This window comes from Lysinibacillus sp. Y5S-8 (assembly GCF_036894365.1).
Classification (GTDB): Bacteria; Bacillota; Bacilli; order Bacillales_A; family Planococcaceae; genus Lysinibacillus; species Lysinibacillus fusiformis_D.
This window is the reverse complement of record NZ_CP145889.1, coordinates 512,635-535,534: the sequence shown is the minus strand read 5'-3', so window position 1 is coordinate 535,534 and position 22,900 is coordinate 512,635. Positions and strand designations below refer to the sequence as shown.

19 protein-coding genes are annotated in these 22,900 nt (G+C 36.2%); 7 read left to right on the top strand and 12 right to left on the bottom strand.

Annotated elements, in window-relative coordinates:
• Positions 1-296 precede the first annotated feature (296 nt).
• Positions 297-899, top strand: coding sequence for a tyrosine-type recombinase/integrase (locus tag V6670_RS02510; protein WP_338652438.1), 603 nt, complete (start codon positions 297-299; stop codon positions 897-899).
• Entirely contained in the window at positions 827-1,108 is a 282-nt protein-coding gene (locus tag V6670_RS02505; RefSeq protein ID WP_338654445.1) for a tyrosine-type recombinase/integrase, read from the top strand. The genes V6670_RS02510 and V6670_RS02505 overlap by 73 nt, the downstream gene beginning before the upstream one ends.
• 687 nt (positions 1,109-1,795) lie before the next feature.
• Here V6670_RS02505 and V6670_RS02500 read toward each other — a convergent pair.
• The 4 genes from V6670_RS02500 to V6670_RS02485 form a co-directional block, all read right to left on the bottom strand.
• The gene (locus V6670_RS02500; protein ID WP_141903890.1) at positions 1,796-6,619 is read right to left on the bottom strand and encodes a DNRLRE domain-containing protein; all 4,824 of its coding nucleotides are present in this window, start codon (positions 6,617-6,619) and stop codon (positions 1,796-1,798) included.
• 322 nt (positions 6,620-6,941) lie between these two features.
• Entirely contained in the window at positions 6,942-12,131 is a 5,190-nt protein-coding gene (locus tag V6670_RS02495; protein WP_338652436.1) for a collagen binding domain-containing protein, read from the bottom strand.
• A 380-nt stretch (positions 12,132-12,511) separates the two neighbouring features.
• Positions 12,512-13,819: an HD domain-containing protein gene (locus V6670_RS02490; RefSeq protein ID WP_080717019.1), complete on the bottom strand. Its 1,308-nt coding sequence runs from the start codon at positions 13,817-13,819 to the stop codon at positions 12,512-12,514.
• A gap of 586 nt (positions 13,820-14,405) precedes the next feature.
• Complete coding sequence (locus tag V6670_RS02485; RefSeq protein WP_036117359.1) at positions 14,406-14,633, bottom strand: DUF1450 domain-containing protein; 228 nt, start codon at positions 14,631-14,633, stop codon at positions 14,406-14,408.
• 235 nt (positions 14,634-14,868) lie between these two features.
• Between V6670_RS02485 and V6670_RS02480 the strand changes: the two genes are divergently transcribed.
• The gene (locus tag V6670_RS02480) at positions 14,869-15,519 is read left to right on the top strand and encodes an RsfA family transcriptional regulator (protein ID WP_036117361.1); all 651 of its coding nucleotides are present in this window, start codon (positions 14,869-14,871) and stop codon (positions 15,517-15,519) included.
• Between the two features lie 41 nt (positions 15,520-15,560).
• Here V6670_RS02480 and V6670_RS02475 read toward each other — a convergent pair whose 3' ends face one another.
• Positions 15,561-16,394 (bottom strand): lipoate--protein ligase family protein, encoded by an 834-nt coding sequence (locus V6670_RS02475; protein WP_141903892.1) that lies wholly within the window; start codon positions 16,392-16,394, stop codon positions 15,561-15,563.
• 154 nt (positions 16,395-16,548) lie between these two features.
• On the opposite strand from V6670_RS02475, the gene hemQ reads away from it, so the two are divergent.
• A complete protein-coding gene (gene hemQ / locus V6670_RS02470) occupies positions 16,549-17,298 on the top strand; it encodes a hydrogen peroxide-dependent heme synthase (RefSeq protein ID WP_036117365.1) in 750 nt (249 codons plus the stop codon).
• A gap of 42 nt (positions 17,299-17,340) precedes the next feature.
• On the opposite strand, the gene V6670_RS02465 is transcribed toward hemQ, so the two are convergent.
• Both V6670_RS02465 and V6670_RS02460 read right to left on the bottom strand, forming a co-directional pair.
• Complete coding sequence (locus tag V6670_RS02465; protein ID WP_338652433.1) at positions 17,341-17,670, bottom strand: hypothetical protein; 330 nt, start codon at positions 17,668-17,670, stop codon at positions 17,341-17,343.
• Entirely contained in the window at positions 17,667-17,837 is a 171-nt protein-coding gene (locus V6670_RS02460; protein ID WP_186436126.1) for a hypothetical protein, read from the bottom strand. The genes V6670_RS02465 and V6670_RS02460 overlap by 4 nt, the downstream gene beginning before the upstream one ends.
• Positions 17,838-18,083: 246 nt before the next feature.
• On the opposite strand from V6670_RS02460, the gene V6670_RS02455 reads away from it, so the two are divergent.
• Complete coding sequence (locus tag V6670_RS02455) at positions 18,084-18,509, top strand: cell wall hydrolase (RefSeq protein ID WP_036117377.1); 426 nt, start codon at positions 18,084-18,086, stop codon at positions 18,507-18,509.
• Positions 18,510-18,531: 22 nt separating this feature from the next.
• Complete coding sequence (gene gerQ / locus V6670_RS02450) at positions 18,532-18,867, top strand: spore coat protein GerQ (RefSeq protein ID WP_004227629.1); 336 nt, start codon at positions 18,532-18,534, stop codon at positions 18,865-18,867.
• Between the two features lie 83 nt (positions 18,868-18,950).
• Here the strand turns inward: gerQ and V6670_RS02445 are convergent, their stop codons facing one another.
• The 5 genes from V6670_RS02445 to V6670_RS02425 all read right to left on the bottom strand — a co-directional run bounded on the left by V6670_RS02445 (position 18,951) and on the right by V6670_RS02425 (position 21,892).
• Entirely contained in the window at positions 18,951-20,126 is a 1,176-nt protein-coding gene (locus V6670_RS02445; RefSeq protein WP_141903893.1) for a M20 family metallopeptidase, read from the bottom strand.
• Positions 20,127-20,289: 163 nt separating this feature from the next.
• A complete protein-coding gene (locus tag V6670_RS02440) occupies positions 20,290-20,670 on the bottom strand; it encodes a DUF423 domain-containing protein (protein WP_141903894.1) in 381 nt (126 codons plus the stop codon).
• Positions 20,671-20,696: 26 nt separating this feature from the next.
• Positions 20,697-20,963, bottom strand: a complete 267-nt coding sequence (locus tag V6670_RS02435) for a YwdI family protein (protein WP_036117384.1) — start codon at positions 20,961-20,963, stop codon at positions 20,697-20,699.
• Entirely contained in the window at positions 20,960-21,139 is a 180-nt protein-coding gene (locus V6670_RS02430) for a uracil-DNA glycosylase (protein ID WP_141903895.1), read from the bottom strand. Before V6670_RS02430 ends, V6670_RS02435 begins: the two co-directional genes overlap by 4 nt.
• Before the next feature lie 75 nt (positions 21,140-21,214).
• Positions 21,215-21,892, bottom strand: a complete 678-nt coding sequence (locus V6670_RS02425) for a uracil-DNA glycosylase (protein WP_141903896.1) — start codon at positions 21,890-21,892, stop codon at positions 21,215-21,217.
• Between the two features lie 175 nt (positions 21,893-22,067).
• Between V6670_RS02425 and thiD the strand changes: the two genes are divergently transcribed.
• Positions 22,068-22,898, top strand: coding sequence for a bifunctional hydroxymethylpyrimidine kinase/phosphomethylpyrimidine kinase (gene thiD, locus V6670_RS02420; protein WP_141903897.1), 831 nt, complete (start codon positions 22,068-22,070; stop codon positions 22,896-22,898).
• Positions 22,899-22,900: the final 2 nt, after the last annotated feature.

The following is a 22,900-nucleotide window of genomic DNA, read 5'->3' as shown; positions in this document are numbered from 1 at the left end:
AAGCTGTGCTAACTTGACTGAAAGTTTTATTTTACGAATTGGCGTAGTGTTTTTACATCTTTCGATTAGTTTCTATATTTATTTAGGAAATATAAATGTAGAAACAACTGTAAGAATATTTCTTTACGAAAGGGCATATGGAGCAGGAGTCTAGTATCCTAGTGGTATATGTAATATAAAATTTCTTAGCCAATTAATGTGGGGCATCATTTTTTACAGATTCTTTTCTTTCCACAAATGAATGTTCACAAAATTTATATTTTGTGAACAGTTGTTAAGACTGGAGGATCTACAACATGGCTATAACACCCGAGAAATTGAATATGCGTAAATTATTAGAGAAACATAGTGACTCTATGCCCTTTTATATTAAGGAAGCATTAAAATCACTTTTTAATTACTTAACAAAAGAAACTGAGGATGAGGGTGGTGAATGCTACTTCTATCGAAAGGTAATGTCAAAGATTGTAACCCATAAAAAAGGAGAAACAGCTAACCGAAGAGCGCGCGATTTAAATTCAATTATACTGAACGAGGATGAAATATCAGCATATCTAAAATTCATAGATAATGGTTATAGTGAGACTTTAGAATCTGCAGAAGCAAAAGGCCGTTATGAACGAGATAAGATTCGTGATCTAGCAATTAATACGTTAATTTTGGGAACAGGTATGCGTGTTGGAGAAATTGCCAGTATAGAAATGAAAAATATACACTTACACAGTAGATACATAGACATAGTTCGAAAAGGCAACAAGCCTGACTCCATGTCCGTTTTAGAAAAGTACATGGATGTTAGAGAATCTAGGTATTCAAGTGCTCAAAAATCCCCTTTTTTGTCAGTGTTTATGGTGGAGTTGTTAGACCGTTATCTAGAAGAGCAATTCAAAACATTGTAAATAAATATACATCAGCTTTCTTTAGAAACGGTAAAAATCCCCATAAACTACGACATTCATTTGCAGTAGATTTTATCCGTAGCGGTGGTGACATTATTCTATTGAGGGATCAATTAGGACATTCTGATATTAAAACGACTTCATTGTACACCAACATGTCTTCTAAAGATGGCGAAAAGGTTTTAAATGAAATGGATAAAAGAAGATGATATAACAGAAGAAAAGCCTAAAATACTGATTATATAGGTTTAAAATAAAGTTTGATCAAAACACCTTTCAAACCCATTACTTACGTTAAATTAAAAGAACCCGTTTTGAAATAAGATCGATCAAAACGGATTCTTTCTCTGTGAAGTATTGTTTAATTTTTATAAAAAAGTTTGATCAATTTCTGTGATCTAATCTTCAATAAAAACCTATCTCTTTTCCTCTCTTAAAATTCTGGTATCTGACATACATTTCACAATCCAATTGCAGGGTTCCTACTATTTCAACCATTAGATCTTTCTTTTTAAATTGTAGCTTTATTATGGATAAAAAATATTAATAAACGAATGCATAAATTGCACTATAACTGTTACTATAAACATTCCAATTACAGCTATTGTCCCTAATTTAGTGACTTTTTTTAATTTAAGATTTATCAAAAATATTAATATACTTAATATAAATACAGTATTAATTTCAAGATAGACAATTTGCAACTCTATATTTAATAAAGTAATAATTATACTGCAGATTAGAATATAGATTACTATTTTTTTTAAGTCGCTTTTAATATATTTTCGAAACTTATTTTTGGAAAAAATTAATATTACAGACACAGATCCTGCAACAATCGAAATGGTAACTAAAATAATTTTTTGAAATATTTCAAGCATTTGTTCACCTCAATCTTACTTTCTTTTACCAAAGTCGATATACTCGAAGCTCATTATAGGTCCCCACCAATAAAATAACTTTTCTTTTTTAGTATAGGATTTAAAGAAATATTTCTTTAAGGCCCAAGCGGCTATAGCACCTACTGATGAATTAAATGCTCCTAAAAATGTATTAAAAATAACACTTGCTACAGTTGTAGCTAACGATATCTTTAAACCTATTTTAGTAAAATATTTTCTCATTTCCGCTGTGATAGTAATCTTTTTTCCATTTAACAATTTATGAACCTGTGTTTTTTTACCTAATTTATATAAATTGTTTATTGTAGATAGACCAGGTATTAAAGTAATCAAAACATTAATAGCACCTATCAAGACTCCAGTCCGAATACTAAATTCTCCATCAGGGTCGACATACAGCACTGGGTTATTATTAGCATAATTATAGCCATTCAGCGATAAAGGGTCCATTGTATCTCCACGCACTGGATCTAACGATAAGAACACACCTGTATCTGGGTTATAGTATCGTGCCATTAAATAGTAGAGCTTTGTATCTTCATCATAACGATAACTAGCATATCTATAAGGGTTAATAGTTGCCATTGTACCGCTTTGGCTCAAAATATTGCCCCATGCATCGTATGTGTATTGCGCTACAACGTCACCATTAGTATTTGTTAAGGCTATTACATCCCCACGATAGTTCGTTAAATAGTAATACGTTGAACCCTGATATGTCATTGTTAATGGATGACCACTCGCGTCATATGTGTAAGCTTTAGTAATCGCACCACTCACATCTTCCTCAAACAACACTTGGTTCGACAGACCAATATAACGATAATACGTTTCGCCATTAATGTCTTTACTGTATACACGACGTCCATTTTCATCATAACGATAAGATGCAACTGTCGTACCAGTTAGAGACTTGACTTCTGTTAATTGATCAAAGGCGTTCCAAACATATTGGAAAACACCATCATTTGTCACATTTCCATTTTCACTTACAGTGTAAGCTTTCCCACCAGCAGCCTTCATTTGATTCGCATCATTATAACTATAGTTGGTTGTAGTTGTACTACCGTTTTGGAAAATCGTTTTAGAAGTACGATTTCCTACTGTATCGTATGTGTATGAAATAGTTAAACCATTACTGTATTGTTCTTTGACTAGCTGGTTCAAAACATCATACGTGTATGAGACTGTACCATCATCATTCGTTATTTTGGTAATTTGCTGATTTTTATCATACTCGTACTCATTTGTACGCCAAGTTGTTGCACTTTTTGTTTTCAAAGTTTCTTTTTGTAATTGATTAGCATTATACGTATTTAGAATAGCTGCACCATTTCTAAAAGTCGTGTTCTCCAATAAGCTATTTTGATTCCATGTGAAGCTCGCTGATGGTTGTCCATTGAGTGCAACTGCTGTTGTTTGACCATTATCATCCGTTGTATACTGAATAGTATCTGTACCGTATTGAATGCTTGCTAAGTCTTTTTCATTTTTATAAGTAAAGCTTATCGAACGATTCACAGGTGAGCTAATATCTACTTTTTGTAAAAGTTCGTTTTCTGATAGTGTATACGCAACCTTTTGATTGTTCAGTGTGTGATTTGTCACAGTCTTTGTTAAGCCGTCTGTTTGAGATGTATACTGATTAACTCCATTGATTTTCACTACTTTTTCATTAGTATCTGTAGAAGTGGTAAAGGTAATTTTATCTCGTGCTGGTTTCACGATCTCAATTAAATCACCATCTGCATTATAATTATAGGCTGTTTCTTTTTCTTCGGCGTTTGTTTCTTTTTCTATGACATTTTGCGCATTATATTTGAAAGAAGTTTGTTTACCAGCAGCATTTGTCACAGATATTAAATTACTGTTGGCATCATACGTATAAGTCGTTGTTTTATTTGCTGCATCCTCTACTTCTACTAATTCATTTTTCAAATTATAACGATACTTCGTGATCTCCCCTTTACCATCTTGATATGAGAGAATATTACCGTGAAAATCTGTTGTAGTAATAGTAGTTATATTAAGTTGATCATCTCGGGAAGTTGTTTCTTTTTGGTTATTGACGTAGTTAGTGTTATACGTTTCTTTTTTTCCATCTGGAAACTCAACTTTTGTCATATCCCCATAGTTATTATAAGTAAAGGTTGTCGTTTCACCTTTTGGTGTTGTTGATGTTATCAAGTTACCTTTTTTATAGGTGTTTGTAGATGTTTTATTATTCGCATCTGTCTGAGTTAAAAGATTACTATATTCATCGTATGTGAAGGATTCCGTTATACCTTTTGAATCAGAACTTTTTAACACATTCCCTTTTGGATCATAGTCATAATTTTTAGTATAAGTAGACCCCTCAGTATAGGTTACCTTTTGAGAAAGAACATTATAGTTATCATCTAGTGTATAGATTGTTGTATCCCCTGAAGGATCGAACATTTTCGTCACACTAAAATTGTTATTTAAACCATAGCGTGTAACTGTACCTTCTGGGCTAGTGACTGATACAATATTGTTTATTCGATCTAAAGAGTAATTGGTGATAGAAGCTACTTGTCCATCTAATGATGGTTCTGTTACAGAAACTAAATCCAGCTCACTATTATACCCATAAAGCATTATTTTTTGTCTACTATCGATGATTTTCGTTAACTGTCTATTAGTTGTGTAGTAGAACGAAGTAGGTGTTGATGTAGTGTCATCTTTCTTAACCAGTACTCGTGTTAAATAACCATCAGTGTACGTATACGTTATATCCTGGTTATTATATTTTGCATTTGTAATAAGACCATCAGTATAAGTTAACAGTAATTTTGTGCCTAGATTAGTACTGATAGAAGTAAGCTGATTTGATGTATCATAATTATAAGTGATTGTATTGCTATTTAAATCTTTTTGCTCTGTAATATATGCTACTTCAACATCTGTATCACTAGTGCTTTCTCTAACTTTAAATGTTGTTATGAGACCAGTTTTGCTAGTCAGTTTAAAAGTGTACTTATCCGACATAACTAAACTATCATAATTACCTGCTGGTGCAATATACTTATCTCCATCCCATGAGTAAACATGGACCGTACCATCTGCATCTTTATATTCGACATTAAAATATTTATCATTATAAAATAATTTCTCTGAACCTGTAAAACTCCAACCATAGCCGAATGGAGATTTTTCAAAATCCTTACTATTATACGTTCGAGTAAAATCTAAACCAAATCCTCCATAGTTGAATAAGCTAAAATCTGTGTATTGAACAACATTATTATTTGTGCCTAAATTTACATAGTTCGTTCCATTTGAAATATCATGTGTGGCATAATCCCAATAGTCTTCCAACCCTAAACGGTTAGGAGTTTTATAAGTAACGACAAGTTTTGGTTTATAGGCGAGTGGGTTGGTTGTGCTTTCACTACTGATGAATTTTTTGTAAATCATTGTACTTTCTGAAGTGCTTTTTAATAATAAACCAAGATTTGATTCTGGATTATATAGCCATCCGCTCACCATACTCGTTGGAATAGACCATCGTTTAATACCTTCTTCTACATTACTCGGTACTGAAGAGACTCCTGTAACAGTTGAAAGAGGCGTGGTATTATAATCTCCCCCTACTGTTGTCCAGCCTCCTGCTGTTGAATAGTTATTCCATGTTGCTGTATTTTCATCCCATGAACGTTTCATAGCATGCATACTTAAATTAATTGGGCTTGAATCATTTGTCGAAGAGAGATAAAGACTCACATCCGCAGACATAATAATGCTTTTCTCTGGAATAGGTGTTACATCAAACTTCAATAAACTTCTAACAATATTCCCGTCTGTGGCTGTACCTGTAGCTAATTCTGTATCATTTCCTCCAGTTTGGGTTGGGAATTTTTTACGTATTGTTGTATCCACCATTTTAGAGTTTCCTTGGATACGGACAATTGTTGGGTCAATGACAATAGGGTATTGTCTTTTAGTATCCTGTAGCCAAGCTGCATCAGGAGTTAAATCAATCCATAAAGTATTGTTTTCTTCTCGTGTTTTTAACGTAATATCATAGGACTTTGCTTCCTCTGGTATAGAATTTGCACCGTCAATAGATTGAAAGCCTACAGGTTTATAAGCATCATACATAAACGGAGCTTCTATAACATAAACCATCTCCCCCGTTTTAGCGTCCTTTAAATGGATTTGATTATTAATTTGTTCATATGTCAAACTTTCAAGGGATAGCTGATATGAGAAGGTTTGTGGTAACCCTTTTTTGGGCTTTTTGTTAATTATAATATCTTCTTTTACAAAGTTTTCTCCAACAGAATATGTAGTTGAAATATTATCAAAAACATTTTGGTACTCAACTTGGTTATCTGTAGCCACCCCGATAACCTCTTTAGCAGGAATGATTTCACCTTTTTGTTCCATTTCTTTTAATCCAATATTAAGGTTGTATTGGTTATCGGCTACTTGTACGTTGTTTGTTTCCTCTTCAATTTTTTCATCAAATGTCACAGCAAAGTTATTGGCTTTATTTTCAAATTGCCCTTTGCCATTATTTTTCTTTTTTTGTAGGTCGTTATCAATATCTTTCCAGTTACCTTTATTATCTTTAAAGTGAATAGGAGTTTCATATATTTCAGTTGTATAAGTACCATCAGAATTGTTAAACGTTTTAGAAGTTTGCGTACGTTCTCCTACTACTTCAGTTTTTTCGTTTCCTTTCGTATTTGTTTTGGGAGATTCTTTGGCAGCAACACTTGCAAAATTCCCAAAAGGAATAAAAGCAATGAACATTGCCAAAACAATCAATTGAATGAAAATTTTCTTTAGCAATTAGTTTCCTCCTAATAATTGTGATTTTTGAAACATTATCTATTATAGACAGACACTCACTATTAAGATGGTGCTAAACTAACTGTTTTAGGTAGTACATTATGGGAATTAATATATATAAAGGACTAAATGTATTTGCATAAAAATGATTAAACCATAAATCCTATACTGTCAAAAGATTTACAATATATATCATATAGTGGAAATCAACGGCTTTACTTTATTTCATTGTAAAAGAAAAAAGACTGTAGGCAAACTCAAAATTCATCGAGTTTGTCTACAGTCTGAAGCGCCATCCTAAAAAGGATGACGCTTTTTCTTATTATACCTCTGTTTCACGGCGGCGCATAAACCATACTGCCCCAGCTACAAGTAGTAAACCAACAAAGACAAGAGCTGTTTGATTTGCTTCATCTGTTTGTGGTAATTTGCCTTGGGCTCTTAGCAGTGCTTCTAAGCGTGCTGCATCTGCCTTAATTTGATTAATATCAATCGCTTGGGCTACCTCTGCCTGTTGGTCTTTAGATAGCTTACTATATCTATTAAGGAAATCTTTATAGGCATCTAACGTATCTTTTGTAGCGTTAGATGGATGATATGGTGGTAATTGCTTCCCTTGATCAATCACATTTTGTACTGATGTACCACCATTATCAGGGGTCGTAGGTTTGTTAGGATCTGTCGTTGGCTTACTTGGATCCACTGGTTTATTTGAATCTGTGTTCGGCTTATTTGGATCTACCGGTTTAGTTGGATCTGGATTTGGATTATTTGGATCTACCGGTTTAGTTGGATCTGGCTTTGGATTATTTGGATCTACTGGTTTAGTTGGATCTGGGTTTGGGTTAGTTGGATCTACTGGTTTAGTCGGATCTGGATTTGGATTGTTTGGCTCCACTGGTTGTCCTGGATCTGTTGTAGGTGGTGTCGGCTGTATTTTAGCCTCACATGTATTACCTACTGTAACTGTCCCAATAATGGTATTACCATTCTCCCTAACTATATATTTACCCGGTTTGATCAATGAGTGGTTAATCGTAATTTGCCCTTTGCTATCTGTAACAAATTCTATTAACCCATTCTCTTCTACCGCTTTACCATTTTCATCTGTAAACGTAACTTTCACACCTTCACGTGGCTGACCATACATATTGTTAATTGTTAATGTGAAGTTTGGACAAACTGGAGCAATAGGTAATTCAGCTTTACAAGTTTGTTTATAAGAAACTTCAATTTCGCCTAAATAAACTTTGTTGTCGTAAACTTCATACTTTCCTGCAGGTACATCTTCAGAAATAAATGTAATACTACCATCTGCTTCTATCACTGTTGGAATAATGTTACCTTGTTTATCTTTAATGACAACATCTTTACCAGCCTTAACCAACACATTATTTTCATCTTTCAATACTACAGTAAAGCGCTCGCAAGCCGGTTTTGGTTGAACCGTTGCTTGACAATGAATATTACTTGCGAAATCGCCAATTTTATTGCCATCCTTATCAAATACTACGTAAACACCTGGTTCTAAATCTTTTAATTCTACTTTACCGTCTTTTGTTTCTTCAGTAGCTACCGTCTTGCCATCTATATCTTTAATTGTTACTTCCGTTTTATCTGCTACTAATTCTCCATCAACATCTTTGACCGTTAATTCGAATGTTTCACACTTCGGTGCTTGTATAATTGTAAATTCATAACCGCAGCTTTTTTTGTACGTTAGTGTGACTGTACCTAAGAATTGATTACCCTCATACAATGTATATTCACCAGGTTTTACACCATTAGTAGGATCGTTTTGATTGGATCCAACAATAAACTTACCTGATGCGTCAGGAGATACCTTTGTCACTACTGTAGTACCTTGCTTTAATGTTAATTCTAAAATATTAGTACGAATATTACCTTGATCATCTTTCACAACAATTGTGTAGTTTTCACATTTTGATACTGGTTGAACCTCAGCTTTACATCCGCCGTCATATTTCACTGTTACCTTCCCTAATTCACCTTCAACTGAATGAGTTACTGTATACTCACCAGCAGTAAAATGATTCGGTAATGTCACTTTGCCATTTGTTACTGTGTACGGCGCTGTTTCTATACCATTGTGATCCTTTAATGTAACTGTGCCTGTTGTAATGGAATGACCATCAGCATCCTTAATCGCTATTTCAAATTGTGTACAACTACCACCAATGATTGGTGTTGTATTGACAAGTTGTGTAATGAAGTCTGGTTGCTTATCTAGGGTTGTGTTTTCATCTAACTTAAATTTAAAGTCAGACATTTTACTATAACCAGTTGGTGCAGCTACTTCACGAATAAGATAATCGTTGTACGGTACATTTTCAAATGTGAATTCACCATTTACATCTGTAGTAGCTGTTTGGATAATATATTCATTCGGTTTTGCAGTTTTTTTAATAAGTTGGAATTCAACACCAGCTAAATTTTCTTTAAATTGGCCTGTAGCTGAATCGATACCAATCTTTTTAAATTTAGCACTGCCTCGTGTTGACGTAAAATCTGATTCAGAGCTACTAAAGCTAAATTTACCCTTATAGTCGCTCTCCGTTTTTTGATTAGCTTTTGTTTGACCCGTATAATGCAATGTTGCTGTATTTTCCAATGCATCCCCAAATTGACCAAAGCCTATTGTTTTATACTGTACTTGATACCCCTTTTGATTTAAATCAGGAAATTCGAGGCTAAAGCCACCTTGTGTATCGAATGTGACAGTTACCCCTAATTGCGAAGGTGTTTGCCAAGTAGTTCCTTTTTGAATACCAGTTTTAGATACTGTATATGGTGTTAATAGAATACTACTTTCCAATAACATTAAATTATTACCTGGTAAATCTGTTAAGATGACATTTTGACCTAAATTAGAATGAGATTTATTCACATCTAATGTCCAAGTAATTGTTTCTGTATTCGCGTTTTGTTGTGGTGTATTTTTTGTCACTAAATTATTCGCTACATTCTCGTCAATCGTTACTGGCTTTGATTCAAGCGTAAATTCTTGCGTACCTTTTGTTTTAAATGTGGCATCATTCGTGTAAACATTCCCTCTATCAGTAGCCGTATCAGAACCAATACCTAAAATGTGATCGTCATCCATTGTGTTATAACGAACAACGTATGCTTGGTAGTTTATGTCTCCTGCTAAGGAATCACTGAATGTTAATGTAAAGCCCTTATCTGATTCAGCTGAAATTGTGTAATTACTCGAGTTAATCGGTGTAGTACCAATCGTTCCACCTGTATCACTACCACCTAAGTCAGTTAAAGGTAATACTTCAATTGTTCCTGGTAAATACTTATGTCCCTCACCAACTGTATCAATTAAAATGGCTCCATTAATATCCTTTTTATTGATATTCACTTTCACATCCCATGTAAATTGCTGCATGGAGTAGTTAAAGGTTCCCGATTTGCTGCCATTGTTAACAGTAGTTGACTGTGGGATATAGCTCGTTGAAGATGATTTTTTATATGTTTTACTGCCACTAGTCCACTCTGTAGCAGCTGTATTGCCATACCCTTGCTTTTGTACAGTACCCTCATCACCAATTGCGAAGCTCGTTTGATAAGTGATAGTTGATGTACTACCTGCTGGTACATTAATACCTGAAATTGTAAAGCCTTTTTTCTTATCTCCATCAATTAGAGTATAAGTAGTTGCTATACCATTAAGCTTTACAGTGTTATCTATTAACTCATGCACACCATCTGCAGCACCTGCTGTAAATGTATCTGTTAGTGTTAGGTTGTTAATTGGTTTAGTTGGATTATCAGATATAATGTCGACCGTCCATGTAATTACTTTTTTATCAAAATCAACTGTATATGATTTTTTTAATAAGTTTTCAGTAAGTGCATAGTTTATATTCTTCTCTTTACCTGAACCACTTGTCACACTATTGTTAAACAGACCTGCTTCATTTTCATAAAAATCCTGTTTAGTATAGTTCGCATCATACACTATTGTATAGGCATCTGAAATACCGTTATCAAAGGTTAATGTGAAGCTTTTAACATCTCCAGTTGCAGGGGTAGGAGTAATAGTAAATCCACTTGTTACTCTATTAGCTTCCGAAACTGTTGTCGCCACATTGCCAGCCGCATCATTCATTTTATATACTTTAATGCTTGATGCATCAATTTCGTGAGGACCTTGGATTGTATCTTCAATATAGGCATCAGCTTGATCAATACTTAACAGATTATGATTATAATCAATACGCCATTTTGTTTCATAGTTTGTATTGCTCACTAGCTTTTTATCTAGTGCTTTACCATACGTAATGGTGTGAGTAGCCGTATTAGAAGTTTCTAGTTGCCCATTGTTAGTAAATAGTACCTTGTTATGAAAGTTAACTGCACCATCACGTTTATCAGCATCTAATGTTACAGACGTTTTGTACGTAATTTTATATGCATATTTACCAGTCAACTTACTTTCAATATCGCTCCAACTACCATTTGTAAGAACATTTGTTTCAGTACTTGTTCTTACACCATTAAGACCAACCACATATTGATATACATTCACGGAATTAGCCATAATTTCATGTGATGTTGGATCGTCTGTCAAAGTTGGATTGCTTAATGATTTACCCGCTTCATTAACCCATACTTGCCATTCCATTTCATGGTTACCACTTGCTGTTGGTGTAGGAGTGCCTAGTTTTGACTTACTTACCTTTTTGTTGCTCGTTGAAGGTAAAAAACTAAATTGAGCTTTAATTATCTCACTACCACCAGTGGCTGCTGGAATTTCCAGCTCTTGCTCAATGTTATCAGAAAGGAGGTTAAATCCAGAATTAAATGTAATGCTTAATTCCTCCGGTTGAGAGCTGCCTGAGCCTGGTTCCATACCGCTTAACTCTACACGTACTTTATTATCTGTAGTTACATAATTATATGTGATACCGTTCACTGTTCTGCTTCCTGTAAATGCCCCATCAAAGTCAATTAATGATTGCGGCAGTTGGAATTCAAACCAGCTCCCGTCTCCCCATGCTTCGCCTTGACTATCTTGCATTGGTACGGAAAATTTAACAGTGAAGTTAGCTGTTGTATTTGGATCTAACTCTGTACCAAATTCACCTGCTCCAACCGTTGTTCCACCAATTTTCATCACAAATGATGATAGTGAAGCTGGAATTTCTTGAGCGACTAATGGTGCCTCATTCATTGGCAATGTTTTCACAGGCTCATCTGCTGCTTTTTCTTCTTCAGGAGCCTCGCCCTCAGGAGCTTGCTCCGTGTTTTCATTTTCCGATGGTGTTGTAGAAAGCTCTTCTTCACCTGTGCTGTCTTCTGTCAAATCTGTGCCATCGTCGACAGGCGTAGATAGGTTTTCTGTCATTCCAGCTTCCGCACCATTGTCATTTGCGACTGGTGGTGTTGAAAGGTCATCTGCTGCAAATGCTGACAGTGGGCTTAGTAGTGTTTGGAACACTAACAACATGGTCAGCATAGCAATGTTCATTTTTTTCCTCATGTCTCTCCTCTTTTCTAATAGATAGAGAGCTTGAATTGTTTGCTATGACGATAGCTTCCTTTCACTGTTTAGGAAAGGCGTGCTACAAACAATCAGTTGCTCCCTCTTTCCTAAAATTAACTTGTCACTCTTGTGAATAAAAGCCAAATTGTATGCTAACATAGGTCATAAGAATTAACAAATTATAGCCTTTTTCACTTTTCATTTTATAAGCACTACTTTTGTGACACCTACAATAATTGGCCTCACCCCCCTTTAGGATTTTTGTTCCATTATAACTAGGGGTCCTGAACAAATTCTAAACAAATCATGTATACATACAAAAAAGCAGTAAACAACGCTCTTATTTAAACGTGTTTACTGCTTTGTTTATTCGTATTTTATTTGCTGTCTTCCCTTAACAGTGTTAAGATTTGTTTTTTAATAGTTGAGTGAATAGAGTCATCCTCTAAGAAATCTAATGGAAAATAGATTTTATGGTCTCGTTTCATACGACCTGAAATGGAATCAACGATGATGGATTCACGCGAAAGCTCTCGTAGCTCGCCATTTTTCATTTCTAGAAAAATCGGCACACGCACCTCTTCCTCCCCAGGTCTATAAAAATCATAGGGCAAATCTGCCGTTGTATCATGAACAAGATAATAATCTGGATTCAGGTCTGCTTGCTTGAAAAGCTCTTGTAGTTTTTGATATTTATCTAGCTCAACACCGGGATCTAAATCAATGTATTGAAATAGCTTACGATTAACAAAGCGACGACTTAAATCACTTAGAATAGCATCACCCTCTTGCATCCATAGCTGAAAATATGTAAAAAGTATACTCTCATCTAAAGCAAGATAATCCTCTAATGTAATAGCATTGCGGAAAAATGCTAAGAAGTGAGTAGGTTCATGCTTAAATGTATAACCTTCTTGGCTTAATTGTTTAACTCTTTTTAAAATATTATTTAAAATAACTTCCGCACTCCGTGACACAGGGTGGAAATAAATTTGCAAGTACATTTGATAGCGGCTCATAATATAATCTTCCACTGCATGCATGCCTGTTGCTTTAATAACCACTTGGTTTTTACGTGGACGCATTACTCTTAAAATCCGCTCCATATCAAAGTGACCATAGCTGACACCTGTAAAATAAGCATCACGTTGTAAGTAATCCATACGATCCGCATCAATTTGGCTGGAAATTAAACTGATGACTTGCTTATTCGGATATGTCTTTTCAATCACTTGCGAGACCTTTTCTGGAAAATCATCTGCTACTTTTCTTAAAACAGCATTTACCTCTGTATCCCCTAATAAAATTTGCCTTGTATAGTATTCATGATCCAGCTCGAAGACATTTTCAAAGGCATGTGAAAATGGACCGTGCCCTAAATCATGCAAAAGGGCTGCACATAATACTAATAATCTTTCCCCTTCATCCCAATCGGGACGACCGACGAAGATATCATCTACTATGCGGCGTACAATTTCGTAAACACCAAGTGAATGACTAAAGCGGCTGTGTTCCGCCCCATGAAATACTAAAAATGTGGTACCTAGCTGACGAACTCTGCGTAAACGCTGAAATTCTCTTGTACCCACTAAATCCCATATCACTTGATCGCGAACATGTACATATCGGTGAACAGGGTCTTTAAATACCTTCTCTTCTTGTAATTTAGCGTTTGCATATGTCATTTGGATAGCACCTCCATTTTGTGATAGTTCTATTATATGCCATAAATCTAGGACTAGCATACTTATTAACTTTTTTCTATAGATACTAACAACCTTTTTTCGCCATATGCCTATTTATTGTAAATTTCTATTGATCTAATATTCACAGCAACTTAAAAATATACAAAGCAAATGCTATACCTAATATGTAGAGATAGCAAAGTGTTGAAAAACAAAACAATGGCATTTTTATGAAAGATGAGAGGTGGGAAAGATTTTCCGTTCAACAAAATTTAGCAAAGCTTTCACAAATCAAACGAAGATAATGGTTGTTGAAATCAATCACTTCTCCACATTGAAAATTAAGAGGCTATCCTTTCTTTAAAAATAGAAATCATGGGCTATTTTATTCACTACTACTAGTATGTAAGACAAAAAAAAGACACTTTTGTAGTACGGTTGATTAGAGTGACGTCTCCCTGGAAAGGACGCTGGCGGAACGGAAATCACCTCCTCACCTTGCCAAAAGGTCATTTTCTACTAATGACAATATCTTTTTTCAACAACATGAAAAGCTATCCCTAACAAATAGAGATAGCTTTTTATTTTACTTATTCTTTAATTTTGCTAAAACCTTTTCCATTAGTTCGTCTTCTGTTAGTGCTGCAACAGGGCGACTATTTACAAAGGTGAATGTTTTTTTGCGTCCTGGGCCACAATAAGAATGACAGCCAATTTCGATGGTTGCATCAGGATCGATTTCCTTTAATTTTGGAATTAACGTCTTTAAGTTAACGGCCTGACATTCATCGCAAACTTTAAATTCGTTTGCCATTTTGTCAACAACCCTTTCTATATAGTATTTTTTCAACAAAATATCGCTCTATTGAACACATGACCTTCACATATTTAAGTATGCAGCATGTGCACAAACCTACATCGGGTATTGTATCGTACTTTTCCCCTTCTATTCAAGCATAATTCCTTCTACATAGATGAATAAAAGGTTAAAAGATTGGTCATGCTAGTCTTACATAACAAGTTCCAAATAAAGGTGGGAGGATTTTAAGATGAGTAAAATAAGACAAGATGCTTGGTTACAAGAAAACGATGAATTATTAGCAGAGGCGGTTATTCGTCATGTGACGGAAGGTAGCACACAGCTCAATGCTTTTGAAGAAGCTGGTGATGCATTAAATCGTACTGCTGCAGCCTGTGGTTTCCGTTGGAATGCGGTTGTTCGTAAAGAATATGAGGAACAATTAGCAGAGGCTAAAAAAGAAAGAAAAGAGAGAATGCGAGTGTTAGGAGCACCAGCGAGACGTCGTGCCTCTAGTATGTTTACCGTGAATAATAGTGCTGCAGAAGGAAAATCAATTCCGCTATCTGCTCTTTCTCTTGATATTGTGATAGCTTATTTACTACGTTTACAGCATTCTGGTGAAGTAGGAAATGAATCTTCAAAATGGAGACAGCTAGTACATGTAACATCTGAGAAAAATAAAAAACTAGAGAAAACTATTACAAAACTAGAGGAAGAAAATCGAGCAATCCGCAAAGATTATGAGCAGTTTGTTCAAATTATGAATCGTGCTCGACGTCTTGTAACACTGGATGAAGAAGAAGAGCGAATTGCACCCGTTTTCAAAATGGAGAAAAACGGAAATCTCGTAACAAGTGGCCCAGTTTATCAATCAGAAAATGGCGATGCGCTAAATTAGCAGCATCGCTTTTCCCTTTTATGTTTCATATAATCAGCCTATTATTTTCGTTCAAGCATTTTGGCATTACGCTCAAATACTCGCTGTAAATAGAAACCGTATAATGTTAATTCTTCATCATAGAAAGATTGTGGACGAACTTCCTCGGACAACTGATGAAGTAATTGCTGTAGACGAATAACAACCCCTTCTACTGTTAAATCGGGGTCAACAAGCTCTGATAATGATGCCATCACTTCAGGTATGATTTGAGGATAAATAAACTTTGTCTCCTCTTGTCGCAAGCTTACTTCATAAAAGTCACGAATGAGTGCCGCACGTTGTGAGCCACTTCCTTCAATACATAAATAAATTTGCACAGCCACCCCTTGGCGTAAGCGTCTTTGTGATATACCAGCAAATTTTTTCCCCTCAATACTTAGATCATAAGAGCCAGGGCAATAGGAGCCTACAATTTCATAAGCTTCTATTTTATCAGCTACTTCTGGAAACAATCCCCTCACAAGGTCTACCATCACATCATAGCCATCGTTTATACTAAGCGACTCTGATTGTTCAGACAATACAATAGAAATATTGAGAACTCCTTCATCTAGCACAACTGCTAATCCACCAGAGTTACGAACGATTGGATGATAGCCTCTAGACTCTAGTAAATCCATACCTTGCTGAACATACGGCAAACGATGATCTTGAATACCAAGCACAACGGATGCCTCATGAACCCATGTACGAATAGTTGGCGGAGAAGTTAATTGTCCAACTAATTGGCACAACGTATCATCCGTTGCAAACGATTCTAATGGTGATCGTTGCTTCGCACTAATGGATTGATCATAAAAACGCCAAATTGGCTGTTGTAAAATACTTTTCATATTGGTACTCCTCTAGTCACTTATCTTCTTCTTAGAATACATCATCTTTAGTTGGTGTCAAATTCGTGAATTACTGTCATGAACTTAGGGATTTTGTACAAACTATGATAAACTAATTTTGAATGGTATTCACTTATAAAGGAGTGTTTCAATAATGAATGAAGCAGCAATTACATTAGATGGATGGTACGCTTTACATGATTTCCGCTCAATCGACTGGGCTTCTTGGAAACTTGTTTCTGCAGAAGAACGTCAAGCAGCAATAGAGGAATTTATTGCTTATTTAGAAAAATTGAACGAAGCAGATATCGCTAAAACAGGCGCTCATGCCTTTTATGCTATCGTGGGTCAAAAAGCTGACTTTATGGTTATGACATTGCGTGAAACAATGGATGAACTACAAGAGATTGAAGCAGAATTCAATAAATTAGCAATTGCTGATTTTACAATTCCTACATATTCTTATGTATCTGTTGTGGAGCTTTCAAACTATTTAGCTGGCGAATCAAATGAAGATCCTTACCAAAACCCACATGTACGTGCACGTTTATACCCAGAACTTCCACGTGCCAAATATGTATGCTTCTACCCAATGGATAAACGCCGTCAAGGGAACGATAACTGGTACATGCTATCAATGGATGAGCGTAAATCATTAATGCGTTCTCATGGAATGATTGGTCGTGGCTATGCAGGTAAAGTGAAGCAAATTATTACTGGCTCAGTAGGCTTCGATGATCACGAATGGGGCGTAACACTATTCGCAGACGATGTATTACAATTCAAAAAATTAGTATATGAAATGCGCTTTGATGAAGTGTCTGCTCGCTATGGTGAGTTCGGTGCATTCTTCGTCGGAAACCTACTTGATAACGATAAATTAGTTAAGTTCTTAACTGTTTAATACACATAGAAAATGCGAGTCCTCCACAAAGGACTCGCATTTTTAAATTTCGTTTTCTTCAGCATTCTCAGATTCAAATATTAAAATAATGATGTGAATAAAGAACCCAGTAAGAACCATGAGAAAAACTAAATACCAATTATATGGTTGATGATAGTATTCTGCTATCCCAACTGCTAAAAAAGCACTGATGATAATGGCTACAAACATACTAAAAATACGCATGGAAACGCTCCTTCTTGAAAGCAAAAATAAAGTCACTTTTAGTATGTCTCGCTCTATCGTTAATATACTTGTAATATAAAAAAAGCGCCATCTCTCTGCGATGACACTTTGTTCATTCATCCATTCAATTTTTACATACTTCCTCAAGAGCCTTCGTCCTTTACTTTTAAAATCAAAATAACTGTTTGAATAAAAAAACCGATTACAACTATGACAATAAAGAGATACCAATGGAGCGGCTGTCCATAAAACTCGCCCAATAGAAAAGCCAGTACCGCACTTAATAAAATTCCAAACCAAACGCCAATTTCCATAAGTACTCACCTCACATGTATTGAATACACATGCAATTCATCCATCTCACATTCCCCTAATTCTATCTTTTTCTATTTACCCGTTTTAACTAAAAGACTATCGGATCTTGTAGCGTTTTCAATTATTTTCTAGGCACTTATCGTTATGATTACTATATGCATAGTAACTTTAATGTGTGATTGTCTTTCTTATCAAAATTGAACATGTCTACAATACCCTCGTGCATATACTGTCTGCGAGGAGGTATGAAAATCGCTGTTATCAAGACGAATGATGCACAGACTGCCCTACTAGCAAGGCTAATGCGTGCCGAAGCAGAAGGTGAAGGAGAGCTAGGCATGCTGATGGTTGGGAATGTTGGCGTTAATCGTGTAAGAGGTGACTGTTTAGATTTTGGTGATATTCGAACGATTGAGCAAATGGTTTATCAGCGTCCGGGAGGTTTTGAAGCAACACAAAAGGGTTATTTTTATCAGCGAGCCCGTGAACAAGACATTCGTTTAGCGAAAAGGGTGATTCAAGGGGAAAGATTTCATCCAGCTACTCGCTCCTTGTGGTTTTTCATGCCAGCAGGGGATTGTCCCGCACAATGGTATGGTCAATGGAATACTGGCAGATTCAAATCTCATTGCTTTTTCTCGCCATCTGAACAAGATTGTCCTCAAATTTAAAAAGAAAGTAGGTTGATAATTGATGATGCCTTATTATTGGACACCAACAACGCAACAACAAATGACTCCTCCTCCAGTCACTCTTCCGAGCGGACGACCACCTGGTCGTGAGGAGTCCTATATAGAAAATATTTTACGTTTGAATCGCGGAAAACCAGCTACCTTCCATTTTTCTTTCGAACATGCTGTGGAACAGGGAAAAAATACAAAAACTGTTCGTGGTGTGGTAGAAGCCGCTGGTCGTGATCATGTCATTATTCGTGAACTAAAATCCAATCATCGCTTCCTATTCCCTATGATTTATTTCGATTTTGCTGAATACGATGAGGAAATGGCTTACTTTAATCAAAATCCATAATGCCATCTTGTAAAGTAAAAATCCGCTATACGCTCACTGACAAAAGTCGATGAGTGTAGGCGGATTTTTATCATTCACTATATTTAGTGCTCTTTTAGATACGTTAAAGTTGCTTTCCCTAAAGTTTTCGCAGCTATTAGCATGGCACGTTCATCAAAATCAAAGCGTGCATGATGATGTGGATAGGCAGTTTCCCATTCCGGCTTTTTAGCACCTGTGAAGAAGAAAGTACCCGGTACCTTTTCTAAATAATAGGCAAAATCCTCCCCAATCATAAACGGTGGACATGTTATTACTTGCTCCACACCTGGAACAGTAGACGCCAACTGTGCTACAAACTCTGTTTCTTTTTGATGGTTATATACAGGTGGATAACCTCTTGTATAACGATATTCATAGCTTGCCCCAAATGCCAGACATGTCGCATTTAAAACTGCTTCTAGTTCCTGCTCCATTTGTGAACGTACTTCTTCTTCAAAGGTACGAATTGTTCCTGCTAAAATCACTCGATCCGCAATCACATTAAACGGATTAATAGCCTCCAAATGACCAATTGTTAAAACAGCTGATTTTAATGGATCAATGCGTCTTGAAACAAGTTGTTGAGCATTGACCACAAATTGTGAGGCAAGGGTAACAGCATCAATGGAATGATGTGGCTCTGCGCCATGACCGCCTTTCCCTTGAACCGTGATTTCTACTTTATCCGCAGCTGCCATAATGGCTCCATCCTTCACTAAAATTTCTCCTAGTGGTGTAGGCGCCCATAAGTGCGTACCAAAAATAACATCTACGCCATCTAAACAACCATCCTCTATCATCGGCTTTGCGCCACCTGGTGCTACTTCCTCTGCATGCTGGTGAATAAACACCACATTGCCTGTTATTTCATCCTTCATCGCATTGAGTGCTTTAGCTAGCCCAAGCAATGTTGCTGTATGACCATCATGTCCACATGCATGCATTTTTCCAGCTACTTTAGATTTATAAGGTACATCATTTTCCTCTTGTATCGCTAATGCATCAAAATCAGCACGTAATGCTACTGTCTTACCAGGTTTTCCGCTACATAATATAGCTACTACGCCTCGTCCCCCTACGCCTTCACGAACCTCATGACCCAATTCTCTATGAAAAGCAGCTATATAGGCTGGCGTCTCCACTTCCTCAAAGGATAATTCAGGGTATTCATGTAAATGACGACGAATCCCTACCATTTCATCATAGTACCCATCTATTAATGCAAATAGTTTTTCCATACTACATAACCTCTCTTTTTGTATTTTCTAAATATTGCAAGTAATAATAGTAGTGTACTATAAATTCTTACAAAATGAATAGGATTTAAATCGCCAACGTAAAAAATTCGTTTATAACAAAAAAACTCTCCTACAAATAATGTAAGAGAGTCTTAACATAAAATTAGCGAGCATGTTTTAAAGCAGATAAAATAATGAGTAACCATCCAGCTAAGAATAGGACGCCACCAATTGGTGTAATGGCACCCAATACTTTAATCCCACTTATCGCCAGTACATATAAGCTACCTGAGAAGAACACAATGCCCAGATTAAAGAAAATACCTGCTAGATTTAATTGCTTTACTTCACCTAATAGTTTAGAGCTCATTAATAGACCAATGACCAGCAGCCCTGTTGCATGAAACATTTGATATTGAACAGCAGTCTCCCAAATACCTCGGCTATATTCATCTAATATTTCCTTTAACGCATGTGCACCAAATGCACCCAATGCCACTGCTAATAGGCCATGAAGAGCACCTGTCACGATAAATCTTTTCATTTCTCGTACCCTACCTTTTAAATGGATTAAAAATCAAAAATGGAGTCACCATTTGCTCCATCTTCTTCAATTTTTGATGTATATAAAGTTGCTTGTTTTGACTCAGACACAAGCATTTGAGGTATATGCTTTGGTGTTGTGATGGCTGGCGTATCGTTTGGAGAATCTAATACCACATCACATAATGCTCGAATAGCTGTAAGTGCCTCCCGAATTTGCTGATCATTTCCTGCATTTTTTGCGCCAGATAATTGTTTTTCAAGTTGCTGTATCACGGCTTGATAAGGAATCATGACATTCTCCCACCTTCTATTTTTGGTACAAATTTTAAACACTCCATGCCTGAAGATTGCTTCACGACAACGGATGGTATTTGCTTTGTTTTAAAGCCATATGCTACACAGGCTCGTGGCGTTTGAGGGTCCCAGGTTACTTTAAAAAATTGACACTTGAAACAATTCACCTTCATTATCGTCCCACACTTTCTTCTATATTAACTGTATCATGATTTATAAAGTGTATAAAGAAAACGATTTGTGCCAATCTATGCTAGACACCAATCAATTGGCTGTTTGCCCCATTCCACCAATTGTTGATTAATTTTTGAATAAGGTTTACTACCAAAGAATCCTCGGTAAGCACTGAGTGGACTCGGATGTGGCGCTTCGAGTATAACATGCGGTGTTTTATATTTACGTATCAATTGCTTTTTACGCTGTGCTGGTTTACCCCACAGTACAAAAATTAGCGGCTTTTCCCTTGCTGCTAATTGGTCGATAACAGCGTCGGTAAATTGCTCCCACCCTTGATCTTTATGAGAATGAGCCTGTCCTGCTCGAACAGTAAGCACAGTATTTAAAAGCATAACACCTTGCTCTGCCCATTTTGTTAATGTTCCATTTGGAGGAATAGGACAGCCTAAATCATCTTGCAGCTCTTGCAACATGTTTCGCAAGCTTGGTGGATGTGGAATACCTGGTTTAACAGAAAAGCTTAAGCCATGTGCTTGATTCGGACCGTGGTAAGGATCTTGTCCTAAAATAACAACCTTTACATCATGGTAAGCTGTTGTATAAAAGGCATTCATCACATCATTCATTGGTGGATAAATCGTTTGCGTCGAATATTCATTTGCTACAAATTGACGTAGTTTGTGATAGTATGGTTTTTTCAATTCTTCTGCGAGTATTTCTTGCCAATCATTCGGGAATACTTGTTTCATCGTTCTTTAAGCCCCTTTCTCTTCTTACAACGGTACAAAAAATCAAACATGAATTCAAGCATCAGTTCAAACTGACCATATGTAAATATCATATTCTGACTATTTTTATAGAATCAGTTTCGGATTATACTAGATGGTAATTTTACAACTCTCAATGATAAAGGAGATCTTTCACATGACTCTAAAAAAAACATTAACAATTGCTGGTTCAGATACATCAGGTGGCGCAGGTATGCAAGCTGATTTGAAAACATTCCAGGAGCACGGTACATATGGGATGGTGGCTTTAACAGTAGTCGTAACAATGGATCCGAATGGCTGGACACATAACGTCACACCATTGCCAACAGAGCTTCTTCAAAAACAAATTGATACCGCCCTTTCAACAGGAATTGATGCCATTAAGACAGGAATGCTTTCAACAGAAGAGATTATTCGTATCGCTGGAGAAGCTATCGCAAAATCTGGCACTTCAAATGTCGTCATCGATCCTGTTATGGTATGTAAAGGTGACGATGAAGTACTGAATCCTGGAAATACTGATGCTATGGTGCAACATCTTCTACCACTAGCAACTATAACAACACCAAACCTTTTTGAAGCAGGACAATTAGCTGGCACAGGTACACCAAAAAACATTGACGACATGAAAATTGCTGCTCGTAAAATTCACGAACTAGGGGCTAAGGCTGTTGTCATTAAAGGTGGAAAAGCATTAGCTACTGAAAAAGCAACAGACCTTTTCTTCGACGGTGAAGCATTCTTCTTATTAGAATCGGAAAAGGTCGCGTCTACTTATAATCATGGCGCTGGTTGTACATTTGCAGCTTCTGTAACAGCCAACCTTGCTAACGGTCTTTCTATTAAAGATTCTGTCATTGAAGCGAAAGAATTTGTATCTGCTGCCATTGCCCATGGTTGGGCGCTAAATGAATATGTAGGACCAGTCATGCATGGAGCGAAATCTCGCTTTGGTGCTCCTCCAGTAACAGTAACTGAAATTTAACA

Coding starts and splice junctions, on each gene's coding strand:
- V6670_RS02510 (WP_338652438.1), top strand. CDS start 297: ATGGCTATAACACCCGAGAAATTGAATATGCGTAAATTATTAGAGAAA.
- V6670_RS02495 (WP_338652436.1), bottom strand. CDS start 12,131: ATGAGGAAAAAAATGAACATTGCTATGCTGACCATGTTGTTAGTGTTC.
- V6670_RS02490 (WP_080717019.1), bottom strand. CDS start 13,819: ATGACATATGCAAACGCTAAATTACAAGAAGAGAAGGTATTTAAAGAC.
- V6670_RS02485 (WP_036117359.1), bottom strand. CDS start 14,633: ATGGCAAACGAATTTAAAGTTTGCGATGAATGTCAGGCCGTTAACTTA.
- V6670_RS02480 (WP_036117361.1), top strand. CDS start 14,869: ATGAGTAAAATAAGACAAGATGCTTGGTTACAAGAAAACGATGAATTA.
- V6670_RS02475 (WP_141903892.1), bottom strand. CDS start 16,394: ATGAAAAGTATTTTACAACAGCCAATTTGGCGTTTTTATGATCAATCC.
- hemQ (WP_036117365.1), top strand. CDS start 16,549: ATGAATGAAGCAGCAATTACATTAGATGGATGGTACGCTTTACATGAT.
- V6670_RS02460 (WP_186436126.1), bottom strand. CDS start 17,837: ATGGAAATTGGCGTTTGGTTTGGAATTTTATTAAGTGCGGTACTGGCT.
- V6670_RS02455 (WP_036117377.1), top strand. CDS start 18,084: ATGAAAATCGCTGTTATCAAGACGAATGATGCACAGACTGCCCTACTA.
- gerQ (WP_004227629.1), top strand. CDS start 18,532: ATGATGCCTTATTATTGGACACCAACAACGCAACAACAAATGACTCCT.
- V6670_RS02445 (WP_141903893.1), bottom strand. CDS start 20,126: ATGGAAAAACTATTTGCATTAATAGATGGGTACTATGATGAAATGGTA.
- V6670_RS02440 (WP_141903894.1), bottom strand. CDS start 20,670: ATGAAAAGATTTATCGTGACAGGTGCTCTTCATGGCCTATTAGCAGTG.
- V6670_RS02435 (WP_036117384.1), bottom strand. CDS start 20,963: ATGATTCCTTATCAAGCCGTGATACAGCAACTTGAAAAACAATTATCT.
- V6670_RS02430 (WP_141903895.1), bottom strand. CDS start 21,139: ATGAAGGTGAATTGTTTCAAGTGTCAATTTTTTAAAGTAACCTGGGAC.
- V6670_RS02425 (WP_141903896.1), bottom strand. CDS start 21,892: ATGAAACAAGTATTCCCGAATGATTGGCAAGAAATACTCGCAGAAGAA.
- thiD (WP_141903897.1), top strand. CDS start 22,068: ATGACTCTAAAAAAAACATTAACAATTGCTGGTTCAGATACATCAGGT.